This window comes from Flavisolibacter ginsengiterrae DSM 18136 (genome assembly GCF_059568575.1).
In genome coordinates, this window is the sequence record NZ_JCANTR010000008.1 from 152,295 (window position 1) to 171,068 (window position 18,774).

The following is an 18,774-nucleotide window of genomic DNA, read 5'->3' on the forward strand; positions in this document are numbered from 1 at the left end:
AATATTAAACCGGTTATGTATCACTTAGTTTCCAGGTCAAAGGTCATGAACAGGTCACAACCAAAATGCCCGGTATTGCCTAAGGCAGAATCAATATATTTAAAGCCAAGCTTCTCATATGCCTTTAGTGCCAGTCTCAATTCGGGCATGGTTTCAAGATATACCGTTCTATAGCCATTTGCTTTGGCGAAATCAAGCGACTTCTGTATAAGCAGGCGGCCTAAACCCATTCCTCTAACTTTTTTCAGCAGGTACATTTTCACCAATTCGCAAGTACCCTCTGGTAAGCCGGCAGAAGGGAAAATACCTCCACCACCTACCAGTTCATTTTTATATTCTGCCACATAATAAACTGATCCCGGTGTTTTTTCAAACAACTGGTAGAGTGCATCAGTTGTAGCATCGTAATATACAGTACCTGGTTTGTTGGCCCCGAATTCTTCCAGGGTTGAGCGAATAATGGAAGCGATTACTTTATTATCACTTATTTCGATTTTCCTGATATTGATCCCCTGGAGCAGCGCCTGTGAAAATTCCATGGCGCAATTTAATAAGAGGCGGGAAAACTAAGGGATAATAACTACGTGAAGTTAAAATTATTGAGTAGGATCTTCAATTACTTCCTGTGGATTATGGAATAATGAAAAGCAGGAGTGAAATTTAACCATCTGAGAAAAACCAACGATAGGTCCAGTGTCCTTAAAAACCGATGATCCAACCCTTTGAAAAGTCGCAGGCGTCTGACCCTCTGAAACAAGTCACTACCAACCGCCTGAATTCATTGATCCCCTGCTGAAGAGCAGGGGATTATAATGTAACTCCCACACCAGCGATCACATTCCTTTTCATCGTTTTTGTTATTCTTCTACATTTGAATGAAAGGATGACAATGGTAGGCTTAAAAGGAATTCATCATATTGCTATAATTTGCACAGATTACAAACGCTCTAAAGAATTTTATATTGATGTCCTGGGACTTACCGTCAAACAGGAAATTTTCAGGAAAGAAAGGAATTCTTATAAGCTAGACCTGTGCCTGGGTGAAAATTATATTATTGAGCTATTTTCGTTTCCTGACCCGCCTCCACGTCCTTCTACTCCTGAAGCAGCAGGGTTAAGACACCTTGCTTTTCGTGTTGAGGATATTAAAAGCGCTGTCGAACACCTTGTTAGAAAGAATATTGTTGTTGAACCTGTTCGAATTGATGAATATACAGGCAGGAGATTTTGTTTCTTCAGGGATCCAGATGATCTTCCATTGGAATTATATGAAGAGAGTTAAAATAAAACAGTAACCCGAGCAGCCGGGTTACTGTAAATTCTATGCGAATTCCTGGTCATCGGCACTTGGGCCATAACTGCCAGGGATAGGGATATTAAGCATTCTAAGAAACACACCCAGTTGCGCCCGGTGGTGAATGACTTGGCTGAAGACACCTCTCAGTACATCTAATTTGGGCTCTGAGGAAAATATTTTTTCTCCACTGCGCATGGTCCAGGTATCATTGAGTTGCTCGTCCTTTGCATTCTGCAACGCAGTCTTCCCGGCTTCCATTGACTGATTGAAATAGTTCATCAGTTCTTTATGGTTGTTGATTGTCGGACGTTTATAATCATTATTGGCAAAATCCATTTCTGAGGTATTTAATACCATTGGGATCCAGCCAGGTATTTCTGCAATATGCGTGGCCAATTCCAGGATGCTCATACTTTTCTGGTGTGGTTTCCAGCTAAATTGATCATCAGGTACCCTGTCAAGCATTTTACGTGTGGTGATGGCTTCTTTTTCCAGTTCTTTTAAAAAGTTTTGAGTGAGCGTCATATTTATTTGTTTTAAACCACAAAATAAATGGCAGCTACTGTCAACCCTATGGCAGTCTGGAAAACTTTAATAATCCACCGGCAATAATTTCATGTAATCATTCAATTGAAGATGTGTAGCCAACGTGAAGGGCAAATCTGTTTGCCGGGCATATAAGATACGGGATACTTTAAAGTCGCGGTATTGCTGGCGTTTATGGCACCAGCCTATCAGGTGCCAGTTAAATGCATAAAATACAAGGCCTATAGGTTCCACATTTCGCCTGCTTACCTGTTCTTCCCGGTTTCGATAGTCCAGTTCAAGGATCGTTTTTGCAGTAATGGCATTTTGTAAGACAGATAAATGTTCCAGGTGCAGATCGTAACAAGAGGGTTTTTGGATGCGGATAGCATTTGAAAGTATATCAAGGCTATCTTTTTGTGTAGTGCGTAAAACAGCTTTAATCTTATTCAATGCAGCGGAATAATTCTTTTGAATGGAATGATCTGCAAAGCCATAAACCAGTGCCTCTGTTAATAATAAGGCATTGGCTTCGTCATTGGTAAAGGAAACAGGAGGAAGGAAATAACCTTGTACCAGGAAATAACCTTTTGGGTTCTCATAACTAACAGGTATGCCTATCTCAGATAATGCTTTTATATCCCGGTACACTGTCCTGATGCTGATATCAAACTTGCCTGCTATTTTTTCTGCAGCTACATATTTTTTCGATTGCAAGAGAGTGACAATTCCTAACAGCCGGTCAATGCGGTTCATGTCATTGCTTTAATCATTATCGGTAAGCACAATTCAATATTCGCTGGTACAAAGCTATTGGAGACTGGCTAAAAAACCCGTTCTAAGGAAGGTAAATCCTATAGTGCTTTATGGTCATTGATGCTTCTGACCATCCATTATACCTTGATAGTGACAAGCATGACTGAAAAATGCGTAGCTCTTTTTAATTAGACGCTACCGGAACCTGTGATTCTATAGAAGAGGCCAATTGTTTTTCTATTTCTATTGCCCATGCGGGAGCTGGCATAAGTACTACCCAGGTTCCTGAGTCATCTTTTTTCATTTCAAAAGAAAAGGGATCTGACAGGTAATTATTGGCTGTTACAAAATACTTTTCGGCGGAGGGACTTTGTATCCTGGTAAAAGAAAAGAGGTATCGAATGTTATCGACGATCATAGGGATATTGAAATCGGACATAATCAAAACTATGGTTATTTTTCATTTTGCAAAGCATATTTAATTTTATAATAACTATAGTTTCACTATTAGTAATATACAAAAAAGGCTACAGGTTTTCCCGTAGCCTTTTAAACCTTATAATGTATTGTTTATGCTGCTGCAACAGCCTTGTTGACAAGTTGTGCTGCTTCGCTCAATAAAATTGCTGATTGCACCTTAAGCCCACTTTCGTCAATCAGTTTCTTGGCTTCTTCTGCATTGGTACCCTGCAGGCGAACGATGATGGGGATGTCGATGTTACCCATATTTTTATAAGCATCGATCACTCCCTGTGCCACGCGGTCGCAACGTACAATGCCACCAAAGATGTTGATCAGTATTGCTTTCACTTTAGGATCCTTCATGATGATCCGGAAGCCTGCTTCCACTGTTTGAGCATTAGCTGTGCCACCTACGTCCAGGAAGTTGGCAGGTTCTCCACCGCTCAACTTGATCATATCCATAGTAGCCATGGCAAGACCTGCGCCGTTTACCATGCAACCAACATTACCATCCAGTTTTACAAAATTCAGGTTGTGCTTACCTGCTTCCACTTCAGTTGGATCTTCCTCAGCTACATCACGCATGGCAGCAAGATCAGGATGACGCATCAGTGCATTGTCATCCAGGTTCATTTTGCAATCAACAGCAACGATCTTGTCATCGGAAGCTTTGAAAAGTGGGTTGATCTCGAGCATGGAAGCATCAAGACCGACATAAGCCTTATATAGATTAGTTACAAACTTTACCATGTTTTTAAAGGCATCACCTTTTAATCCTAGGTTAAAAGCGATCTTACGTGCCTGGTATCCCTGGAGCAAGCCAGCAGGGTATACCCATTCCTTGAAGATCTTTTCCGGAGTTTTGTGGGCAACTTCCTCTATATCCATACCGCCCTCTGTGCTGTACATGATCACATTCTCACCCTTAGCCCTGTCCAGCAATATGGAAAGATAGAATTCCTTGCGCTCGCTGGGACCATCGTAATACATATCCTGAGCTATCAAAACCTTGTTCACAACTTTCCCGGCCTCGCCGGTCTGAATAGTGACGAGGGTTCCGCCCAGGATCTTTTGTGACACTTCACAAACTTCATCAACTGACTTGACCACCTTTACACCGTTGATCCCGGTTTCCCGGACTTTACCTTTACCGCGGCCACCTGCGTGTATCTGTGCTTTCACAACAGCAAAATTGCTTCCGTATTGGGTCTTTATCTGGCGATAGGCTTCTTCCGCATCGTGGGGAGTGCTGACTGCAATGCCCTCCTGTACCGGAACGCCATATTTTTTCAGTAGTTCTTTTGCCTGGTACTCATGCAAATTCATGTATCAAAATTTTGCCGCAAAGATAGACAGGAGATGAATAGGTATGTAAGGGAATTTTAACCTGCCAAACCATTAAGGTTTAGCCCATTTGATGTACCAGGGCAGGCGATTCAGATGGACCGTTGCATAGCTTTCTTCAAGGCTTCCAAAACTGCTGTAAAAAAAGGCAAGATTTCGTATGTCGCTACCTTCAAAATCAAGAATCACTTCATTACCTGCATGATCCTTTATAATAGCATCAATTAAATAATGTGAGGCGCCAAGTGTTCTGCCATTAGGATGGTTACCTACCAGTATATAAAACCACCTGTTGTTGGAATATACAAGTGCGCAGGAGGACAGTAGTTGATCCTGCCCTGAATAGATTCCATAGCAAATAGCTTTTTTATCCTGTTCCAGTTTTTTAAACAGGGACAGGAAGTTGCAGTAGTCCTGGTCAGATGTTTCTCTTTGTTGCGGTTGGTCTTTTGCCAGGTCAATAACCTCATTAATGTCAATACCTTTTTTTACAATACAACCATAACCCTGGGCCTTTTTTATATTTCGCCTGCTATTTTCCCTATAAGCTTTGTACAGTTCATCATAAGGTTTATGTAAGGGCAGAATGTAGTTGGCTCTTTGATTCAAGTGATACCCCCTTAGGGCAAACTTGTTAGTATGATTGAGTGGCATATCCCAGTATTTGAATTTACCGGGTATGGCCAGGAAAAACTGTTGGAGCATGTCCGAAGAAATAGAGTTTCCAAACAGGCCTAACTGCGCTACAAAAGCAGGGTGGTACAGGTAATGAATACCCATTTTCTTACGCCATGGCAAAGGCATCACCAGTTCATAATTGCCCAGCACAAGGCCATCCCAGTTGTCTGCCATCCTGTCCAGGTACCAGGAATAGGCATAGATCAATCCATTCCCGGATGTGTGGATGCAATAGTCCCATTTTTCTTTATCGATCATTTCATTGGGAAGATGTTGTATAGACCTTTGTTCGTTCATCAGAATTCTACTTCCCGGTTTAGGGCTTTAAGGTCTTTATTGAAAAGATCAATACTAAATGAAATGTTTTTCCAGAAAGAAGTTTCAGGCTTGTGTGATTTGAAGTAATCACCATAGGTTTTACTATACAATAATGGAATATAAATATTCAATGTTTCAGCCAGTAATGGAATCTGGATCCCTGCATCAAAAAGAAAGCGGCTTTCTCCTGATCCGTTTTTCCATGGCTCTGAGTAGGTGCCAACATCAAGAAATAGACGTAGCGGGATCTTTATAGGTAAAACGGAGAGGGGATTAATATGATCAGGTATAGTTGTTGTAAAGTTCACAGCTGTCAGCCAGTCGTCCGTTTTGCCTGTTTTATCAGCCAACAAATCTGTTCTAACTTTAAATCCTCCATCCCTGACCATGATCTGCTGGCTTTCCAAACCTTCAAACCGATTGCGGCCAATGAAATAATCAGAGTAGGTGTAATCTTCATAACCTTTGGCCCCACTCATATTCAACTGGTAACGGTCGTTGGCAAATTGTTTTGCAATGGTCTTTCCATTCAGGTAAAGAAATTTACCTGCAAACAACCGCACATTCAACCCGCCTTTTTTGGGATAATTAAAAAAATAATTGGCGGTGAGGGAGGGCCTGATAAAATCAGTGGACTGTTCCACCAGTAAGTTAAGGTCAAACGGATAAAGTGCCCGGTAATTTTCATATACCAGTTTCAGTTGGTTAAGGTACCTGCTTTTAGCAGGAGTTGAGTACCTGGTGATCAATGCCGTATCAGTTCCCGAAATAATGCTATCATTCTTTAATTGAATTGATTCTTCATTAATAAAGAATGTTTTCCATTGAATGTACCTGGTCACCGTGCTCCGTGGATCTTTCTCTCTAAGAGTCAGTTTGATACCGGGAGTGATTTTGCGGAACTGCATCCTGATCTGTTGCCCTGCGGTATCGGTGAATTCATCCATTGAAAATCGTGAGCCGTTAACAAAGACGTCAGTTTTCCGTACAATTCCGCCTGAAGAAATAGAATAATTAATCTTTGCCAGTGCATTCAATTGTTTGGATCCCGTAGCATATAATGGCACTGCCAGGAATTGAAACTTTGAAGGAGGTAATTTGTAATTGGTGATAATGGCACCTATCATGAACTTGTCATAACTGTTAATGCCTATGGCAGGAGAGAGCAACAATGCATTCCTGGTAGGATTTAGAAGATAATTTTTTATTGAATGTTTCAAAAGAGGTGATAGAATTGTTGAACCCTTTAATTGATGATTGGGCAGAACGCCTTTTCCCAATAGTAAAGGGAAAACATCGGAGGCCACCTGTGGTGAGGCTTGTTCTATCTCAGCACGAAAATCGGAAGGCTGAGGATGCCTGAACTGCCAATTTGTAAAATAATCCTGCATGGTTTTCCGGAAGACATCCTTTCCTAATTTTTCTTCCAGGAAAGCCATCCATTCTGCTGTTTTATGATAAGCCACCAATCCATAATTAGATTCACTAAACTGCTGGGATCTGGTCTCTATTGGTTGATCGGTATGTCTTAGTGCTTTTGTCTGGAAAAAAAGTTCTTCTTCCTGGCTGGAAGGTCCATACTTGGTTTCCGTATATTTTTTCTCATAAAAAGAATTAATGCCCTCATCCATCCATGGATGATCTCTTTCATTACTGGCAAGGATTCCGTAAAACCAGTTATGACCAATTTCATGCGCAATAGTTATGTCAAGGTCTTTTGCAGAAGGCATGGGAGAAATGATGGTTATGGTTGGGTATTCCATTCCGCCTCCAAAACTTTGAGGTCCCTGCACCACGCTTACAACATCATAAGGATATTCTCCAACTTCATGAGAGTAAAAATGTATGGCATCTTTGGCATAAGATGTTGATGAATCCCAGGTTTGTTTTTCTGCAGTTGTATAGTAAGTAAAGACCTTAATACTTCTTCCGGAAGCTAACTGGCAGGTATCATGATCCACAATAAAGTTTTTATTGGCAAACCATGCAAAATCATGAACATTGTCCTGGAGGTAATGCAGTGTTTTGTTTTTGACCTGTTCAGCCGGAAATACATTTGGCTTTTTGACAACAGGTTTTACTTTGTTGGCTACAATGGTTTTTGTTTTTGGGTGAGATGCCCTGGTTTGTATGGCTGTTGCTACACCTTTCCTGGTAGTCAACCATTCCTGCTCTTCTTTATTTTGCAGGTTGCCCGTGGCTGCTACAACATAATCCCCGGGTACGGTTATTCTTACATCATAGCTTCCAAATTCACTGTAAAATTCTCCCTGGTCCAGGTAAGGCATCGGGTGCCATCCATTTCGATCGTAAACAGCTGGTTTGGGGTACCATTGAGATACCTGGAAAGTCTGGCCATCATATCCACCCCTGGAAAAATTGAACGGGAGCTTTACATGAAATGGCGTGCTGATAGTTATTTCTTTCCCGGGAGCAAGGGGTTGTGGCAGAAATAACTTGATAATATCTATATGTTCAGGATGATCCTCGGTTCTTGCACTTACTCCATTTACTTTAAAATCCAGCCTGTTGATATATCCTTTTTGCTCCTTGTCAGAGAAATAAAATTTTGTATTTCCATTGCCCAGCAATTGATCGCTGAATGCTGTTTTATCGTTTTTATAGGCATTAGGCCATAGGTGAAACCAGATATAGGAAAGCGTATCCGGGGATTGGTTCTTGTAGGTGATCTTTTCAAAAGCATCAAGGGTTTTTTCCTTATCATCAAGGGTGACATCTATAACATAGGAAACCTTTTGTTGCCAGTATTGAGAGATTCCCTGGTGGAAAGAAAAACAGGCAACCAGGATGAGAAATAGTTTTTGCAAGGAAATATGTTTGATCAAAAATAGAATTCAATTTCGCAAATCTGAAATGAAGCAGGTATTACTTGCCTTTTCCTAAAAAAATAATACGCAGGGTATGGAGTAATATCTTGAAGTCAAGCAAAAGGGAAATATTTTCAATGTAAACAAGATCGAATTGGCTACGGGCAATCATTCCTTCAATATTTTCCGCATATCCATATTGAACCATGCCCCATGAGGTAAGACCAGGTTTTACTTTCAAAAGGTATTTGTAATAGGGGAAAACTGCAACCACCTGTTCAATGTAAAACTTTCTTTCAGGTCGCGGGCCGACCAATGACATCTCTCCACTGAGTATATTCCACAATTGCGGCAGTTCATCCAGCCTCCATTTGCGCATGGTCCTTCCCCATGGGGTGATACGGGGATCGCCATCTGAAGATAATTGGGGGCCATCGCTTTCTGCATCCAGGTACATCGAACGGAATTTATACATAGAGAAAGGCTTGCCTTTAAAACCTATTCTTTCCTGGATAAAAAGAATGGGCCCGGCAGATGAAAGGCGCACTTTAATTGCAATGTAAAGGAGTAAGGGAGAGAGCAATATCAAAAAGAAAAAGGATAATATCACGTCTATGACCCTTTTAATATGCAATTGCCATTCAGGCATTAAACCTGTATGCAGATCTATTAACACCGGCCCCAGGATATTACTGGTTCTGACAGAACCAGCAAGGATATCCAGTGTATTGGCCTGGATTTTAATGGCCACATCTTTTTCGGATAGGCGGTTAATAATGGAAGCAATTAAGGACTGTTCATTTTTATCAATGGCAATAATTACCAGGTTAATTTGCTGTTCATCTATACATTTTTCCAGCTGTTCCAGTGTGCCAAGTTGTTGGATAGGAGAGGAGAACTCATTGATGTCTGCCAGAGAAATATATCCCTTCACGAAAAATCCTTCTCTCTCCAAATTCTTTTCAGATTCGCTATAAACTTTCTGTACATTTTGAAGATGACCAACGATGATGGCTTTGAACCGGATAGCTTTTGAGTCCAGTTGTTTTTTGGCATATGTTAAAAGGACCAGCCTGCCAGTCAGGGTAAGGAAGAATTGGATAAAGAATAATGCAGCAAAGGCGCTGTAATAATAAGTGTAATCTTTGTTTACATCATCTAAGATGAAAAGAAAAAATAACAGTGTACAGCCGAGAAGGCTGCAAACAAAAGTTTTAAAAGCCTCGGTAAGCCTTGATTTTTTATAAATAGAATGGTAACTGCCAACCAGTGCATAAAGTATAAGCCAACCTGCCGGAATAAAAAACACCCCTAACCAAAAGGTTACATCTGTTTCATATCCCTCATGCAATAAACTCTTACGGAAGAAAAAAAAGTCGGCCCAGGCAAGAAAGCCCATGGCATAATCTGAGAGGGCGTACCAGAAAGGGTGGATGATCCTGTTGTTGCCCATTTACTTAAGAAACAATAAGATTATAATTGATCTTGTGCAAAATCTGGTGTGCCACTTCCATTGCCCTGAACCCGTCGATTTCATTTACAATAGGCTGGGTATTATTTTGAATGGCCGCAACAAATTCCTGGAGCTCCATTTTAATGGCATTTACCTCAGGCACTGTTGGATTGGCTATGGCGATGGTTTTTGTACCCCTTGGAGTTTCAATATCAAAAGAAAATACATTTTCATCACTGTCCTGCTTTAGTTTGATCACCTCTGTCTTTTTCTCCAGGAAGTCAATGCCGATGTAAGCATCTTTTTGAAACAGGCGGATCTTGCGCATTTTTTTCATGGATATGCGGCTGGAGGTAAGATTGGCCACACAACCATTATTAAATTCAATGCGCACGTTGGCAATATCGGGCGTGTCTGTCATAACGGCCACCCCATTCGCTGAAATAGATTTTACCTCGCTTTTCACCAGGCTAAGGATAACATCTATGTCATGGATCATCAGGTCAAGGATCACGCTTACTTCTGTTCCCCTGGGATTGAATTGTGCCAGGCGGTGCACTTCAATGAACATAGGATTTAGTTCCAGGTTTTTGGCAGCCAGGAAGGCTGGGTTGAACCGCTCCACATGACCTACCTGGAATTTTACCTTTGATTCAGCCGCAAGGGCAACCAAAGTCCTGGCTTCTTCCATTGTGTGAGCCATGGGCTTTTCTACAAATACATGTCTTCCTTTTTTAATGGCTTTCTCACATATATAGAAATGGAATTGGGTAGGGGTAACCACATCAATGGCATCACAGGCATCGATCAGGGCATCCTCATCGTCAAATCGGGGAATGCCATAAGTGTTGATAATGGCTTCGGCTGTTTCATTATTAGGGTCAAAAAAACCCGCGATCTCTACACCAGGAATCTCTTTCCAATTGTTCAGGTGAAATTTTCCCAGGTGGCCGGTTCCAAATAATCCGATCTTAAGCATGGATCAAAGATAAGGGGGGTGAGTATGCGGGGGTTATTTGTTATTGGTTAATTCTTAATTGATTAGGAACTCCAATAATTTACCGGATAAAATTTCATGCTACCGGATCGCTTCATTAGCCAGGAAGGCAGGTGTGCAAAGGACGCGAGAAAATTACAATGTTTAGGACAATAGATTGAGGCATTTGGGAAGCTATAATCCGGGACGTGGATAAGTTGTGATTGGCCAATTGCAAAAAAGGGCTAAGATTTGCTAAATAATTTAGTAACTATGATCTGTCAACCTATACCATTCCTGGGAACCGTACAGGCAGGATTTCCTTCACCGGCAGCAGACTACTCGGAGGAGGAGATAGACCTGAATAAAGAGTTGGTTGAAAGGCCGGCAGCCACTTTTTATGTCAGAGCTGTAAATGATTCGATGATAGATGCCCACATTCCGCCCGGTGCTTTATTGGTGGTGGATAAATCGGTTCGGCCAAAGAATTATTCCATTATAATCGCTTCGGTGGATGGGGAGTTCCTGGTAAAATATTATGTAAAAGACAAGAACAGGCATACGCTTGTTCCTGCCAATAAAAAGTATAAGACCATGGTCATTTCGGAGGATATGGACTTTCGTATCTGGGGAGTAGTGACCGCGGTGGTGATACAAGTATCAAAATACCCGGTATGATTGCCCTTATTGATTGTAATAACTTCTATTGTTCCTGTGAACGGGTATTTAATCCCGGGCTGCTGGGCAGGGCACTTATCGTTTTATCCAATAATGATGGTTGTGCCATTTCCAGGAGCGAAGAAGCCAAGAAATTGGGCATCCAGATGGCGCAACCTGCCTTCATGATAGATGAATTGATTCAAAAAGAAGAGGTAAAAGTTTTCTCCTCAAATTATACCCTGTACGATGATATGAGCCGGAGAGTGATGCAGGTGATAAAGGAACTGGTGCCCAAGGCTGAGGTGTATTCTGTGGACGAGATATTTGCAGACCTGTCGGGAATGAAATACAAAGACCTTGAAGAATTGGGAAAAGAGATCAGGGAAATGGTGGGAAAATGTACAGGTATACCTGTTACTGTTGGCATCGGGCCCACAAAAACACTTGCCAAAATGGCCAACCGGTATGCTAAGCAGAATAGGCCGATGGAAGGCGTATTTTCAGCGTATAATGATGCACTGGTGGAAATGCTTTTATCTGCTACTAAAATTGGTGACATCTGGGGCATTGGAAAGCAATATGAGTCATTGCTAATACATAAAGGGTTTACTACTGCGCTTGAACTGGTAAGGAAGGCTCCTGAAGAATGGATACGCAAAGAAATGAGTGTAGTAGGTCAACGCTTATTGAATGAATTAAAGGGCGTCAATTGCATTCCCTGGGAAGAAGCCACCAAAGTACGCAAGAACATTTGCACCTCCCGGTCATTCGGAAAACTGATCACCAGCAAGAATGAGATATCCCAGGCAGTAGCCAAGTTTACTTCCTCCTGCGGCGAAAAATTAAGAAAGGATAACACCTGTGCCAGGAAGCTTCATGTGTTTTTGCAAACCAATCCGCACCGTCCACAGGATGCACAATATTTTCAATTTGTTACGCTTGAACTGGAAGTAGCCACAAACCTGACCACTATTTTAATGAAACATGCTATGAAAGCGCTTGATATGATATTCCGGGAGGGCTACAATTATCAAAAGGCAGGCGTTATGGTACTTGACCTTATTCCGCAAAAGGAGATCCAATTGGGATTATTTGAAATCCTTAACAGCGAAAGAGACCGTAAACTGATGGAAAAGGTAGATGAGCTCAACAAGGTTTTTGGAAAGGATAAAGTACGTTTCGGAGTGCAGGATTATGGGAAAAACTGGAAGCTCAAACAAGGCAATTTATCCCATGCTTTCACGACAAGACTCCACCAGGTCATTAAAGCCAGTTAATATGTTCAATCCATTTCATCCCTTTACAACAGAGTTGCTGGAGGCGTTGATAGTTTCAGGCAAGCGATATTTTGTCAGGCAACGATTTGAGCGGGCAAGAACAACTGGTGACCAGGGCATCAGGGGTCATTTCCTGGTAAGCCATTACGAGCTCTTAACTACAGCGCAGGACCATTTTGGTGCCATTGCGTATAACCCTTACCGTTTCCTGTATGATTGGCAGGATATTTCGCACCGTGAGAGATTACGACGGGCTGCTGCCCCGACAGGTGATTACAGAATCTATTCCCCGGTATTTCGGCCTGATTGGGAAAAAAGCATTACTGACCATATGAAGGAAAAAGCTAAGCGGTATGTTGCCGCTCTTGGCTGGACACCCAAGGCAGGTGAATTGGTGCTTACCAACTACGAGGTTCAGTTTGGGGAATTATTTGTAAGGCTTAGCTACAAAGGAAGGGAGGTAAAGGTTAAATTTGAAGAAATAGAAAAGCTTTCCTGATGTGTTATGATATTTCATTTTCCACTACCATTGAAATGGTTACTGACTATCTTCCGGGATTAGTGGTGGATCCCCAATTGGGGCTTGAGTACAACATGAATCGGCATTTCCAGATTCGGGAAGAGAAGTCTTATCCTATCATTGTTTCCCGGAATGGAAAACCCGAGCTGATTCCTTTAAAATGGGGTATAGAAGTGGCACCTGGAATAATTTCGTTTAATGCCCAATCAGAAAGGATACTGAATGATAAAAAATCAAAATGGTACAGGAGAAGAAATAGCCGATGCCTGATTCCCGTTACAGGTATCTATGAACACCGGGAAATAAAAGGATGGAAGAAAAAAGTACCCTACTATGTGAAAATGAAAAGCAGGGGAATTTTTTGTATACCAGGATTATTCAGCACCTCTCAAAATTCCTTTGTGCTGATCACCAGGCCTGGAAATGATATCATGTGCCAGATCCATAACAGTGGTGATAACCCGTTTCGTATGCCCCTTTTCCTAGCAGATAAGCAACTCGAACAAAGATGGGTAGCCGTTGACCTGGGGGAAGCAGAAATGGAAGCCATATTGGATTATGAACTTCCTTCAGATAACCTCAATTATTACCCGGTACATACTATTCGAACGCAAAAGGAGAGACCTGATAAAAAGCAAAAAGATGAGCCATTTAACTGGCCGGACCTGCCTCCGCTGGGAAAAGATAGTAATGAACTTTCTCTTTTTTAACTAAAATGTCCACTGGTATTTAGCGGAAAGTATTCATTCCTTTAATATTCCCGGTCCTTACCTTTTCGGAAAGCAGGTTCTTCCACAGATCGCCTTTCTTTTCCAGCCTTTTAAGAATGGTTGATAGCGTAAATTTCGATGGATGGAGAGTGGAACTAACTTCCTTCCATTCCAGTGGGGTAGAAACTGTTGGCTGTTTATAGGCCCGAACACAGTATGCTGCGGCTAACCTGTCGCTGTAATCATTCTGGCTGGGGTCCACATACAATTTATTTCCCCTGTTGGTGACTGATCTTTCTGTAGTAGTAATGCCTGGCACCAGATCGTGGATAGCATTACAGATATTTTCTGCAATGATCCTGGCTTCTCCGAATTGTACGGTGGAGCTGGGAAGAAATATATGCATGCCGGATTTCCCCGAAGTTTTTATAAATGATTTGATCCTGTGTTGATCCAGCAATTCTTTAGCGGCTCTCGCGGTCTCTATGACCTTTCCAAAATCATTGTCACTGGGGTCAAGGTCTATTGATATGTAGTCAGGATGGTCTGGTGTTATGATCCGGGAGCTCCATGGATGAAGGTCTATACAATTTAAATTGATCATGTAAACCAGCGTAGACAGGTCATTGCATATGAGCCAATCAATGGTGTCGCTCTTGCCAGCTTTCTTGTGCTTTCTTTCCGTATGATAGATCTTCGCCCATTTTGGATAATGTCCTCTTAAACCCCGTATAAATACACTTTCCCGAAAAGGCCCTTCGGGGCTGATGTTTAATCCCAATGGCCTGTCCTTTAGGTAGGGTAAAATAAAAGGAGCAATGGTGTTATAGTAAGTTATTACTTGTGCTTTGGTCATTCCCTTCCATAATTCTTTTTCAATATTAGTAAGCAAAATGCTGTGTCCTTCTACTTCCACAGCTTCCTGGCTAGTGATCAATTTTGGTTGAACAGTTTCCCATGCATCATCGCTGGCCTGTGAAAGTTTTCCTGCTTTAGCGCCTGCCTGGATTTCTGGAAAAATATCTTGTTTGTTTTTCTTTGTCCTGCCCGTCATAAATTTTTTTTGTGGGAAACATTGGGGAGCATCCTGTTTCCCATACCCGTGGTTTACATCTTCAAAAAGCAAACCCCGATGATGACCCAAAGCCGTGCTTGATTACATTTTATGACCAGTGAATTCCCGAAAAATCCGAAAGCTCATTGATTACCTGCCTGAATTATGATAAGTATCACTTTTGGCAATGACCCATCTTAGTAATTATGGTGATCGATGTATTTAATATTACTTATTTAAAACAGCAGAATTTATGAAACGATTATTGCCTTTTGCATCCGTACTTTTTATCCTGATGCCCATGTTGGTAACGGCTCATGAAGGTCATGGTTCCACAGATGGATTTACTGTAACCCATTATTTCGTTGAGCCCGAACATTTTGCACTGCCATTACTATTGATAGCAGGCATAGCATTCCTGGTAATAAGGATGAGGAAGGTTGTAAAAAAAGATTAGAATATGCATGAGCTTTCCATAGTGAGTAATATCGTTTCCATTGCGGAAAGAGAAGCGGCTAAGGCAAAAGCAGTTTTGATAGAAGAAATAGAATTGGAGATAGGTTGCCTGGCAACCGTTGAGATCGATGCATTGAAATTTGCGTGGGAGTATGGAGTGAAAGAGACTTTATTGGAGGGGTCGTTAATGCGTATCCATACTATTGAAGGAAAAGCAAAATGTAAGCAATGCGGGACTGTGTTTTTTGTCCAGGAATTATTTGATCCATGTCCCAATTGTAATAGTCATTCGTTAATGATTCTTCAGGGACAGGAATTAAGGATTAAAAATTTGACAGTAAGCTGATTAATTTATAATAAAACAAAAGATATGTGTGCTACCTGCGGTTGTAATGATGCTGCAAATGTTTCCATTAATGAACATGGTCAGCAGGTGCATGATCATCATACACATGGAAATGGTCATACCCATGTTCACGAGGGTAAAAGATCGATAGATGTTGAACAGGACATCTTATCAGGCAATAACCTGCTTGCAGAAAGAAACAGGGGCTATTTCCTGGGGAAAAATATATTGGCCATGAATTTGGTCAGTTCACCCGGGTCAGGAAAAACCAGTTTGCTGGAGTGTACACTAAAAGAATTGAATAAGGACCACCAATTTTATGTAATTGAAGGCGACCAGTATACTTCAAATGATGCTGATCGCATTCATGCCACAGGTACAAAAGTTACCCAGATCAATACAGGCAAAGGCTGTCATTTAGATGCACATATGATCCTTCATGCCTTGCAGGGGATAAAGCCCAAAGATGATTCTGTCCTGTTTATTGAAAATGTTGGTAACCTTGTTTGTCCTGCTATGTTTGACCTCGGCGAACAGGAACGAGTAGTGATCATGAGTGTTACCGAAGGCGAAGACAAGCCGCTCAAATATCCTGACATGTTTCATTCTTCGACGCTTTGCATCATTAATAAGACGGACCTGTTGCCGTATGTGCCCTTTGACCTGGAAAAGGCTAAAACATATGCATGGCAGGTAAATCCTGCCCTGAAAATTCTGGAATTGAGTTGTACGTCGGGACAAGGATTGGAAGAATGGTATGACTGGTTAAAACAAAGGATGCCAGTACCTCAAACCTCTTAAGATGCAAACCTGGGAAATCAATATTAAAGGTTTAGTGCAGGGAGTTGGTTTCCGGCCATTCATTTACAAACAGGCAACGCAAAGAGATATCAAAGGACATGTTTCCAACACAAAAAAAGGAATTTGCATCCAGTTCAATGCCTCAACAGATCTTGCTGAAGAATTTTATCAATACCTGGTTGACAACTTACCCGTTAATGCAATTGTTACTTCACATGCTATCAAACCAATAGAGCCCCAACATTTTTCATCATTTGTCATCCATGATAGCAATAATGCCGGTAAGGCAGATCTCATGCTTCCTCCGGATATAGCTATCTGCCAATCCTGTTTATCTGAAGTATTTAATGAGCAGGATAGAAGATTTGGTTATCCTTTTACCACGTGTTTGCAATGTGGACCCAGGTATTCTATACTCACAGGTCTTCCATATGACAGGGAACAGACAACAATGGCGAAAATGGAGATGTGCACTTCCTGCAAGCAGGAATACAGTGATATTTATGGCTTACGTCACCACAGTCAGACCAATTCCTGCCCTGAATGTACCATTCCAATGAAATGGTACAGCAAAGAAGGCGAGGAGCTATCCAATGACGCATCTGCTATAATTGCTGACATTAAGAAAGTTTTATTGGAGGGTAATATAGTGGCCATAAAGGGAGTGGGCGGTTACCTGCTTGTTTGTGATGCTACCAATGAAATTGCTGTAGACTTGCTCAGGAAGAGAAAACATCGCCCTGAAAAACCATTTGCGGTGTTGTATCCATCCATTGAATCAGCAAAGCAGGATGTGATATTATCTGAGCCCGAGATCACAGCGTTGAAAAGCACCGTGGCTCCTATAGTTCTGTGCAGGTTAAAGGATGAACCCGGAACAGGGATCTGTACAAAATTTGTGGCACCTGGTCTAACCAGGATTGGTGTGATGCTTCCTTATACCGCCTTGCTGGCCCTGGTTTCATATTCAATGGATATTCCACTAGTGGCTACCAGTGGTAATTTAAGTGGTTCACCCATCATTTACCAGGATGATGACGCCTTAATCTACTTGACACAATATGCTGATTATGTATTGACATTTGAAAGAGCAATTGTAATGCCCCAGGATGATAGTGTAATGCAATTCACATCAACCGGTCAAAAGATACTTATTCGCCGCTCGCGTGGTTTAGCGCCTAATTATCATGTAAATCCATTCAATATATCTAGGGGGTTATTGGCGATGGGTGCAGAATTGAAAAGTGCTTTCGCCCTGGTTGCTGGAGAAAATGTATACATAAGCCAGTACCTTGGTGATCAATCTGATTATAGTGCTCAGTTGAGCTATAAAAGTACATTGACTCACCTGAAAGAATTATTGCAATTCATTCCGCAGGCAATCATTGTAGATCAGCATCCACAGTATGCAATTTCAAATTTTGGTCGGGAACTGGCTGATCAACTATATATTCCTGTTATGGAAGTGCAGCATCATGAAGCACATTTTGCCGCGGTACTTGCAGAAAATAACCTGATGCAATCTGATGATCCGGTGTTAGGGGTTATATGGGATGGAACGGGTTATGGAGATGACCAACAAATATGGGGAGGAGAATTCTTTGTATTTGAATCCGGGTATATGCACCGCGTTGCACACCTGGATTATTTTGCCTGGTTGCAGGGCGATAAAATGAGTCGTGAACCAAGATTGTCAGCGCTATCATTACTCAATAATCATAAAATATTTTTTCAAGAAGCATTACAACCATTTATAGGCCCTGAAAGGGAGTATATGATTAAATTAATAGCTCAACCCCCACAGCTTTTAACCTCCAGTATGGGCCGGCTTTTGGATGGCATTGCCTCCATGCTGGGAATCATCCAGTTCAATTCATTTGAAGGGGAGGCAGCTATGAAACTGGAAGCCATGGCAGCATGTTGTGAAGACAAAAGCGGTGAATATTATCCTATCCCACGGCTACGAAACAGGATGGATTGGAATGTACTGGTGCAGCAGGTAATGCAGGAAAAACTGGATGGTATTCCCGTTAGCCGCATTGCCTATAAAGTATTTGTTTCATTGGCCCAATGCATAAGGCAGTCAGCAAAAGAGTTTGGAATTCAAAAGATCGCTTTTAGCGGAGGTGTTTTTCAAAATGCATTACTTGTGGATCTGATCCTTCAATTAATGGCACATGATCACCAGCTTTTCTTTCACCACCAGTTAAGTTGCAATGATGAATGCATTGGTTTTGGACAACTGGCCAGGTATTCTATTGAAAATACAAGCATAATGAGAAAAGAATCTCTTCACTACCAAAATTGAAATAT

General features: G+C 41.5%; 19 protein-coding genes. 9 read left to right on the top strand and 10 right to left on the bottom strand.

The window, feature by feature from the left end; translation table 11 throughout:
* Positions 1–20: 20 nt before the first annotated feature.
* On the bottom strand, positions 21–539 hold the full coding sequence (locus BP74_RS10470; RefSeq protein ID WP_496373816.1) for a GNAT family N-acetyltransferase: 519 nt from the start codon (positions 537–539) through the stop codon (positions 21–23).
* Between the two features lie 350 nt (positions 540–889).
* Here BP74_RS10470 and gloA2 point away from each other — a divergent pair, with 350 nt between their 5' ends.
* Positions 890–1,282: an SMU1112c/YaeR family gloxylase I-like metalloprotein gene (gene gloA2, locus BP74_RS10475; RefSeq protein WP_496373818.1), complete on the top strand. Its 393-nt coding sequence runs from the start codon at positions 890–892 to the stop codon at positions 1,280–1,282.
* A gap of 39 nt (positions 1,283–1,321) precedes the next feature.
* On the opposite strand, the gene BP74_RS10480 is transcribed toward gloA2, so the two are convergent.
* From BP74_RS10480 to BP74_RS10515, 8 genes are all read right to left on the bottom strand, one after another.
* Positions 1,322–1,822 carry a DinB family protein gene (locus BP74_RS10480; protein WP_496373820.1) on the bottom strand — a complete coding sequence of 167 codons (501 nt, stop codon included), beginning with the start codon at positions 1,820–1,822 and terminating at the stop codon, positions 1,322–1,324.
* A 66-nt stretch (positions 1,823–1,888) separates the two neighbouring features.
* Positions 1,889–2,578 carry a helix-turn-helix transcriptional regulator gene (locus tag BP74_RS10485; protein ID WP_496373822.1) on the bottom strand — a complete coding sequence of 230 codons (690 nt, stop codon included), beginning with the start codon at positions 2,576–2,578 and terminating at the stop codon, positions 1,889–1,891.
* 184 nt (positions 2,579–2,762) lie between these two features.
* Positions 2,763–3,017, bottom strand: coding sequence for a hypothetical protein (locus BP74_RS10490; RefSeq protein ID WP_496373824.1), 255 nt, complete (start codon positions 3,015–3,017; stop codon positions 2,763–2,765).
* 131 nt (positions 3,018–3,148) lie between these two features.
* A complete protein-coding gene (gene sucC, locus BP74_RS10495) occupies positions 3,149–4,366 on the bottom strand; it encodes an ADP-forming succinate--CoA ligase subunit beta (RefSeq protein ID WP_496373826.1) in 1,218 nt (405 codons plus the stop codon).
* Positions 4,367–4,438: 72 nt separating this feature from the next.
* Positions 4,439–5,359: a GNAT family N-acetyltransferase gene (locus BP74_RS10500; protein WP_496373828.1), complete on the bottom strand. Its 921-nt coding sequence runs from the start codon at positions 5,357–5,359 to the stop codon at positions 4,439–4,441.
* On the bottom strand, positions 5,359–8,208 hold the full coding sequence (locus BP74_RS10505; RefSeq protein ID WP_496373830.1) for a M1 family metallopeptidase: 2,850 nt from the start codon (positions 8,206–8,208) through the stop codon (positions 5,359–5,361). The genes BP74_RS10500 and BP74_RS10505 overlap by 1 nt, the downstream gene beginning before the upstream one ends.
* Positions 8,209–8,266: 58 nt before the next feature.
* On the bottom strand, positions 8,267–9,661 hold the full coding sequence (locus tag BP74_RS10510) for a sugar transferase (protein ID WP_496373832.1): 1,395 nt from the start codon (positions 9,659–9,661) through the stop codon (positions 8,267–8,269).
* Positions 9,662–9,665: 4 nt separating this feature from the next.
* Positions 9,666–10,640, bottom strand: a complete 975-nt coding sequence (locus tag BP74_RS10515) for a Gfo/Idh/MocA family protein (RefSeq protein WP_496373834.1) — start codon at positions 10,638–10,640, stop codon at positions 9,666–9,668.
* 270 nt (positions 10,641–10,910) lie between these two features.
* Between BP74_RS10515 and BP74_RS10520 the strand changes: the two genes are divergently transcribed.
* From BP74_RS10520 to BP74_RS10535, 4 genes are read left to right on the top strand one after another with little or no spacing between them, the layout of a single operon-like run.
* Positions 10,911–11,315 carry a LexA family protein gene (locus tag BP74_RS10520; protein WP_496373836.1) on the top strand — a complete coding sequence of 135 codons (405 nt, stop codon included), beginning with the start codon at positions 10,911–10,913 and terminating at the stop codon, positions 11,313–11,315.
* Positions 11,312–12,574 carry a Y-family DNA polymerase gene (locus tag BP74_RS10525; RefSeq protein WP_496373838.1) on the top strand — a complete coding sequence of 421 codons (1,263 nt, stop codon included), beginning with the start codon at positions 11,312–11,314 and terminating at the stop codon, positions 12,572–12,574. The genes BP74_RS10520 and BP74_RS10525 overlap by 4 nt, the downstream gene beginning before the upstream one ends.
* A 1-nt stretch (position 12,575) precedes the next feature.
* Positions 12,576–13,073 (top strand): hypothetical protein, encoded by a 498-nt coding sequence (locus tag BP74_RS10530; RefSeq protein ID WP_496373840.1) that lies wholly within the window; start codon positions 12,576–12,578, stop codon positions 13,071–13,073.
* Positions 13,073–13,804, top strand: a complete 732-nt coding sequence (locus BP74_RS10535) for an SOS response-associated peptidase (protein WP_496373842.1) — start codon at positions 13,073–13,075, stop codon at positions 13,802–13,804. The genes BP74_RS10530 and BP74_RS10535 overlap by 1 nt, the downstream gene beginning before the upstream one ends.
* Before the next feature lie 19 nt (positions 13,805–13,823).
* Here the strand turns inward: BP74_RS10535 and BP74_RS10540 are convergent, their stop codons facing one another.
* Complete coding sequence (locus tag BP74_RS10540) at positions 13,824–14,858, bottom strand: DNA polymerase domain-containing protein (RefSeq protein WP_496373844.1); 1,035 nt, start codon at positions 14,856–14,858, stop codon at positions 13,824–13,826.
* 253 nt (positions 14,859–15,111) lie between these two features.
* Between BP74_RS10540 and BP74_RS10545 the strand changes: the two genes are divergently transcribed.
* The 4 genes from BP74_RS10545 to hypF are packed head-to-tail and all read left to right on the top strand — an operon-like array spanning position 15,112 to position 18,769.
* Positions 15,112–15,315 carry a hypothetical protein gene (locus tag BP74_RS10545; protein ID WP_496373846.1) on the top strand — a complete coding sequence of 68 codons (204 nt, stop codon included), beginning with the start codon at positions 15,112–15,114 and terminating at the stop codon, positions 15,313–15,315.
* 3 nt (positions 15,316–15,318) lie between these two features.
* On the top strand, positions 15,319–15,660 hold the full coding sequence (hypA, locus tag BP74_RS10550; protein ID WP_496373848.1) for a hydrogenase maturation nickel metallochaperone HypA: 342 nt from the start codon (positions 15,319–15,321) through the stop codon (positions 15,658–15,660).
* A 24-nt stretch (positions 15,661–15,684) separates the two neighbouring features.
* Entirely contained in the window at positions 15,685–16,461 is a 777-nt protein-coding gene (gene hypB / locus BP74_RS10555) for a hydrogenase nickel incorporation protein HypB (RefSeq protein ID WP_496373850.1), read from the top strand.
* A gap of 1 nt (position 16,462) precedes the next feature.
* On the top strand, positions 16,463–18,769 hold the full coding sequence (gene hypF / locus BP74_RS10560) for a carbamoyltransferase HypF (RefSeq protein WP_496373852.1): 2,307 nt from the start codon (positions 16,463–16,465) through the stop codon (positions 18,767–18,769).
* Positions 18,770–18,774: the final 5 nt, after the last annotated feature.

Excerpts from the sequence above, each read along its gene's own strand:
- BP74_RS10470 (WP_496373816.1), bottom strand. The coding sequence starts at position 539 with ATGGAATTTTCACAGGCGCTGCTCCAGGGGATCAATATCAGGAAAATC.
- gloA2 (WP_496373818.1), top strand. The coding sequence starts at position 890 with ATGGTAGGCTTAAAAGGAATTCATCATATTGCTATAATTTGCACAGAT.
- BP74_RS10480 (WP_496373820.1), bottom strand. The coding sequence starts at position 1,822 with ATGACGCTCACTCAAAACTTTTTAAAAGAACTGGAAAAAGAAGCCATC.
- BP74_RS10485 (WP_496373822.1), bottom strand. The coding sequence starts at position 2,578 with ATGAACCGCATTGACCGGCTGTTAGGAATTGTCACTCTCTTGCAATCG.
- BP74_RS10490 (WP_496373824.1), bottom strand. The coding sequence starts at position 3,017 with ATGTCCGATTTCAATATCCCTATGATCGTCGATAACATTCGATACCTC.
- sucC (WP_496373826.1), bottom strand. The coding sequence starts at position 4,366 with ATGAATTTGCATGAGTACCAGGCAAAAGAACTACTGAAAAAATATGGC.
- BP74_RS10500 (WP_496373828.1), bottom strand. The coding sequence starts at position 5,359 with ATGAACGAACAAAGGTCTATACAACATCTTCCCAATGAAATGATCGAT.
- BP74_RS10510 (WP_496373832.1), bottom strand. The coding sequence starts at position 9,661 with ATGGGCAACAACAGGATCATCCACCCTTTCTGGTACGCCCTCTCAGAT.
- BP74_RS10515 (WP_496373834.1), bottom strand. The coding sequence starts at position 10,640 with ATGCTTAAGATCGGATTATTTGGAACCGGCCACCTGGGAAAATTTCAC.
- BP74_RS10520 (WP_496373836.1), top strand. The coding sequence starts at position 10,911 with ATGATCTGTCAACCTATACCATTCCTGGGAACCGTACAGGCAGGATTT.
- BP74_RS10525 (WP_496373838.1), top strand. The coding sequence starts at position 11,312 with ATGATTGCCCTTATTGATTGTAATAACTTCTATTGTTCCTGTGAACGG.
- BP74_RS10530 (WP_496373840.1), top strand. The coding sequence starts at position 12,576 with ATGTTCAATCCATTTCATCCCTTTACAACAGAGTTGCTGGAGGCGTTG.
- BP74_RS10535 (WP_496373842.1), top strand. The coding sequence starts at position 13,073 with ATGTGTTATGATATTTCATTTTCCACTACCATTGAAATGGTTACTGAC.
- BP74_RS10540 (WP_496373844.1), bottom strand. The coding sequence starts at position 14,858 with ATGACGGGCAGGACAAAGAAAAACAAACAAGATATTTTTCCAGAAATC.
- BP74_RS10545 (WP_496373846.1), top strand. The coding sequence starts at position 15,112 with ATGAAACGATTATTGCCTTTTGCATCCGTACTTTTTATCCTGATGCCC.
- hypA (WP_496373848.1), top strand. The coding sequence starts at position 15,319 with ATGCATGAGCTTTCCATAGTGAGTAATATCGTTTCCATTGCGGAAAGA.
- hypB (WP_496373850.1), top strand. The coding sequence starts at position 15,685 with ATGTGTGCTACCTGCGGTTGTAATGATGCTGCAAATGTTTCCATTAAT.
- hypF (WP_496373852.1), top strand. The coding sequence starts at position 16,463 with ATGCAAACCTGGGAAATCAATATTAAAGGTTTAGTGCAGGGAGTTGGT.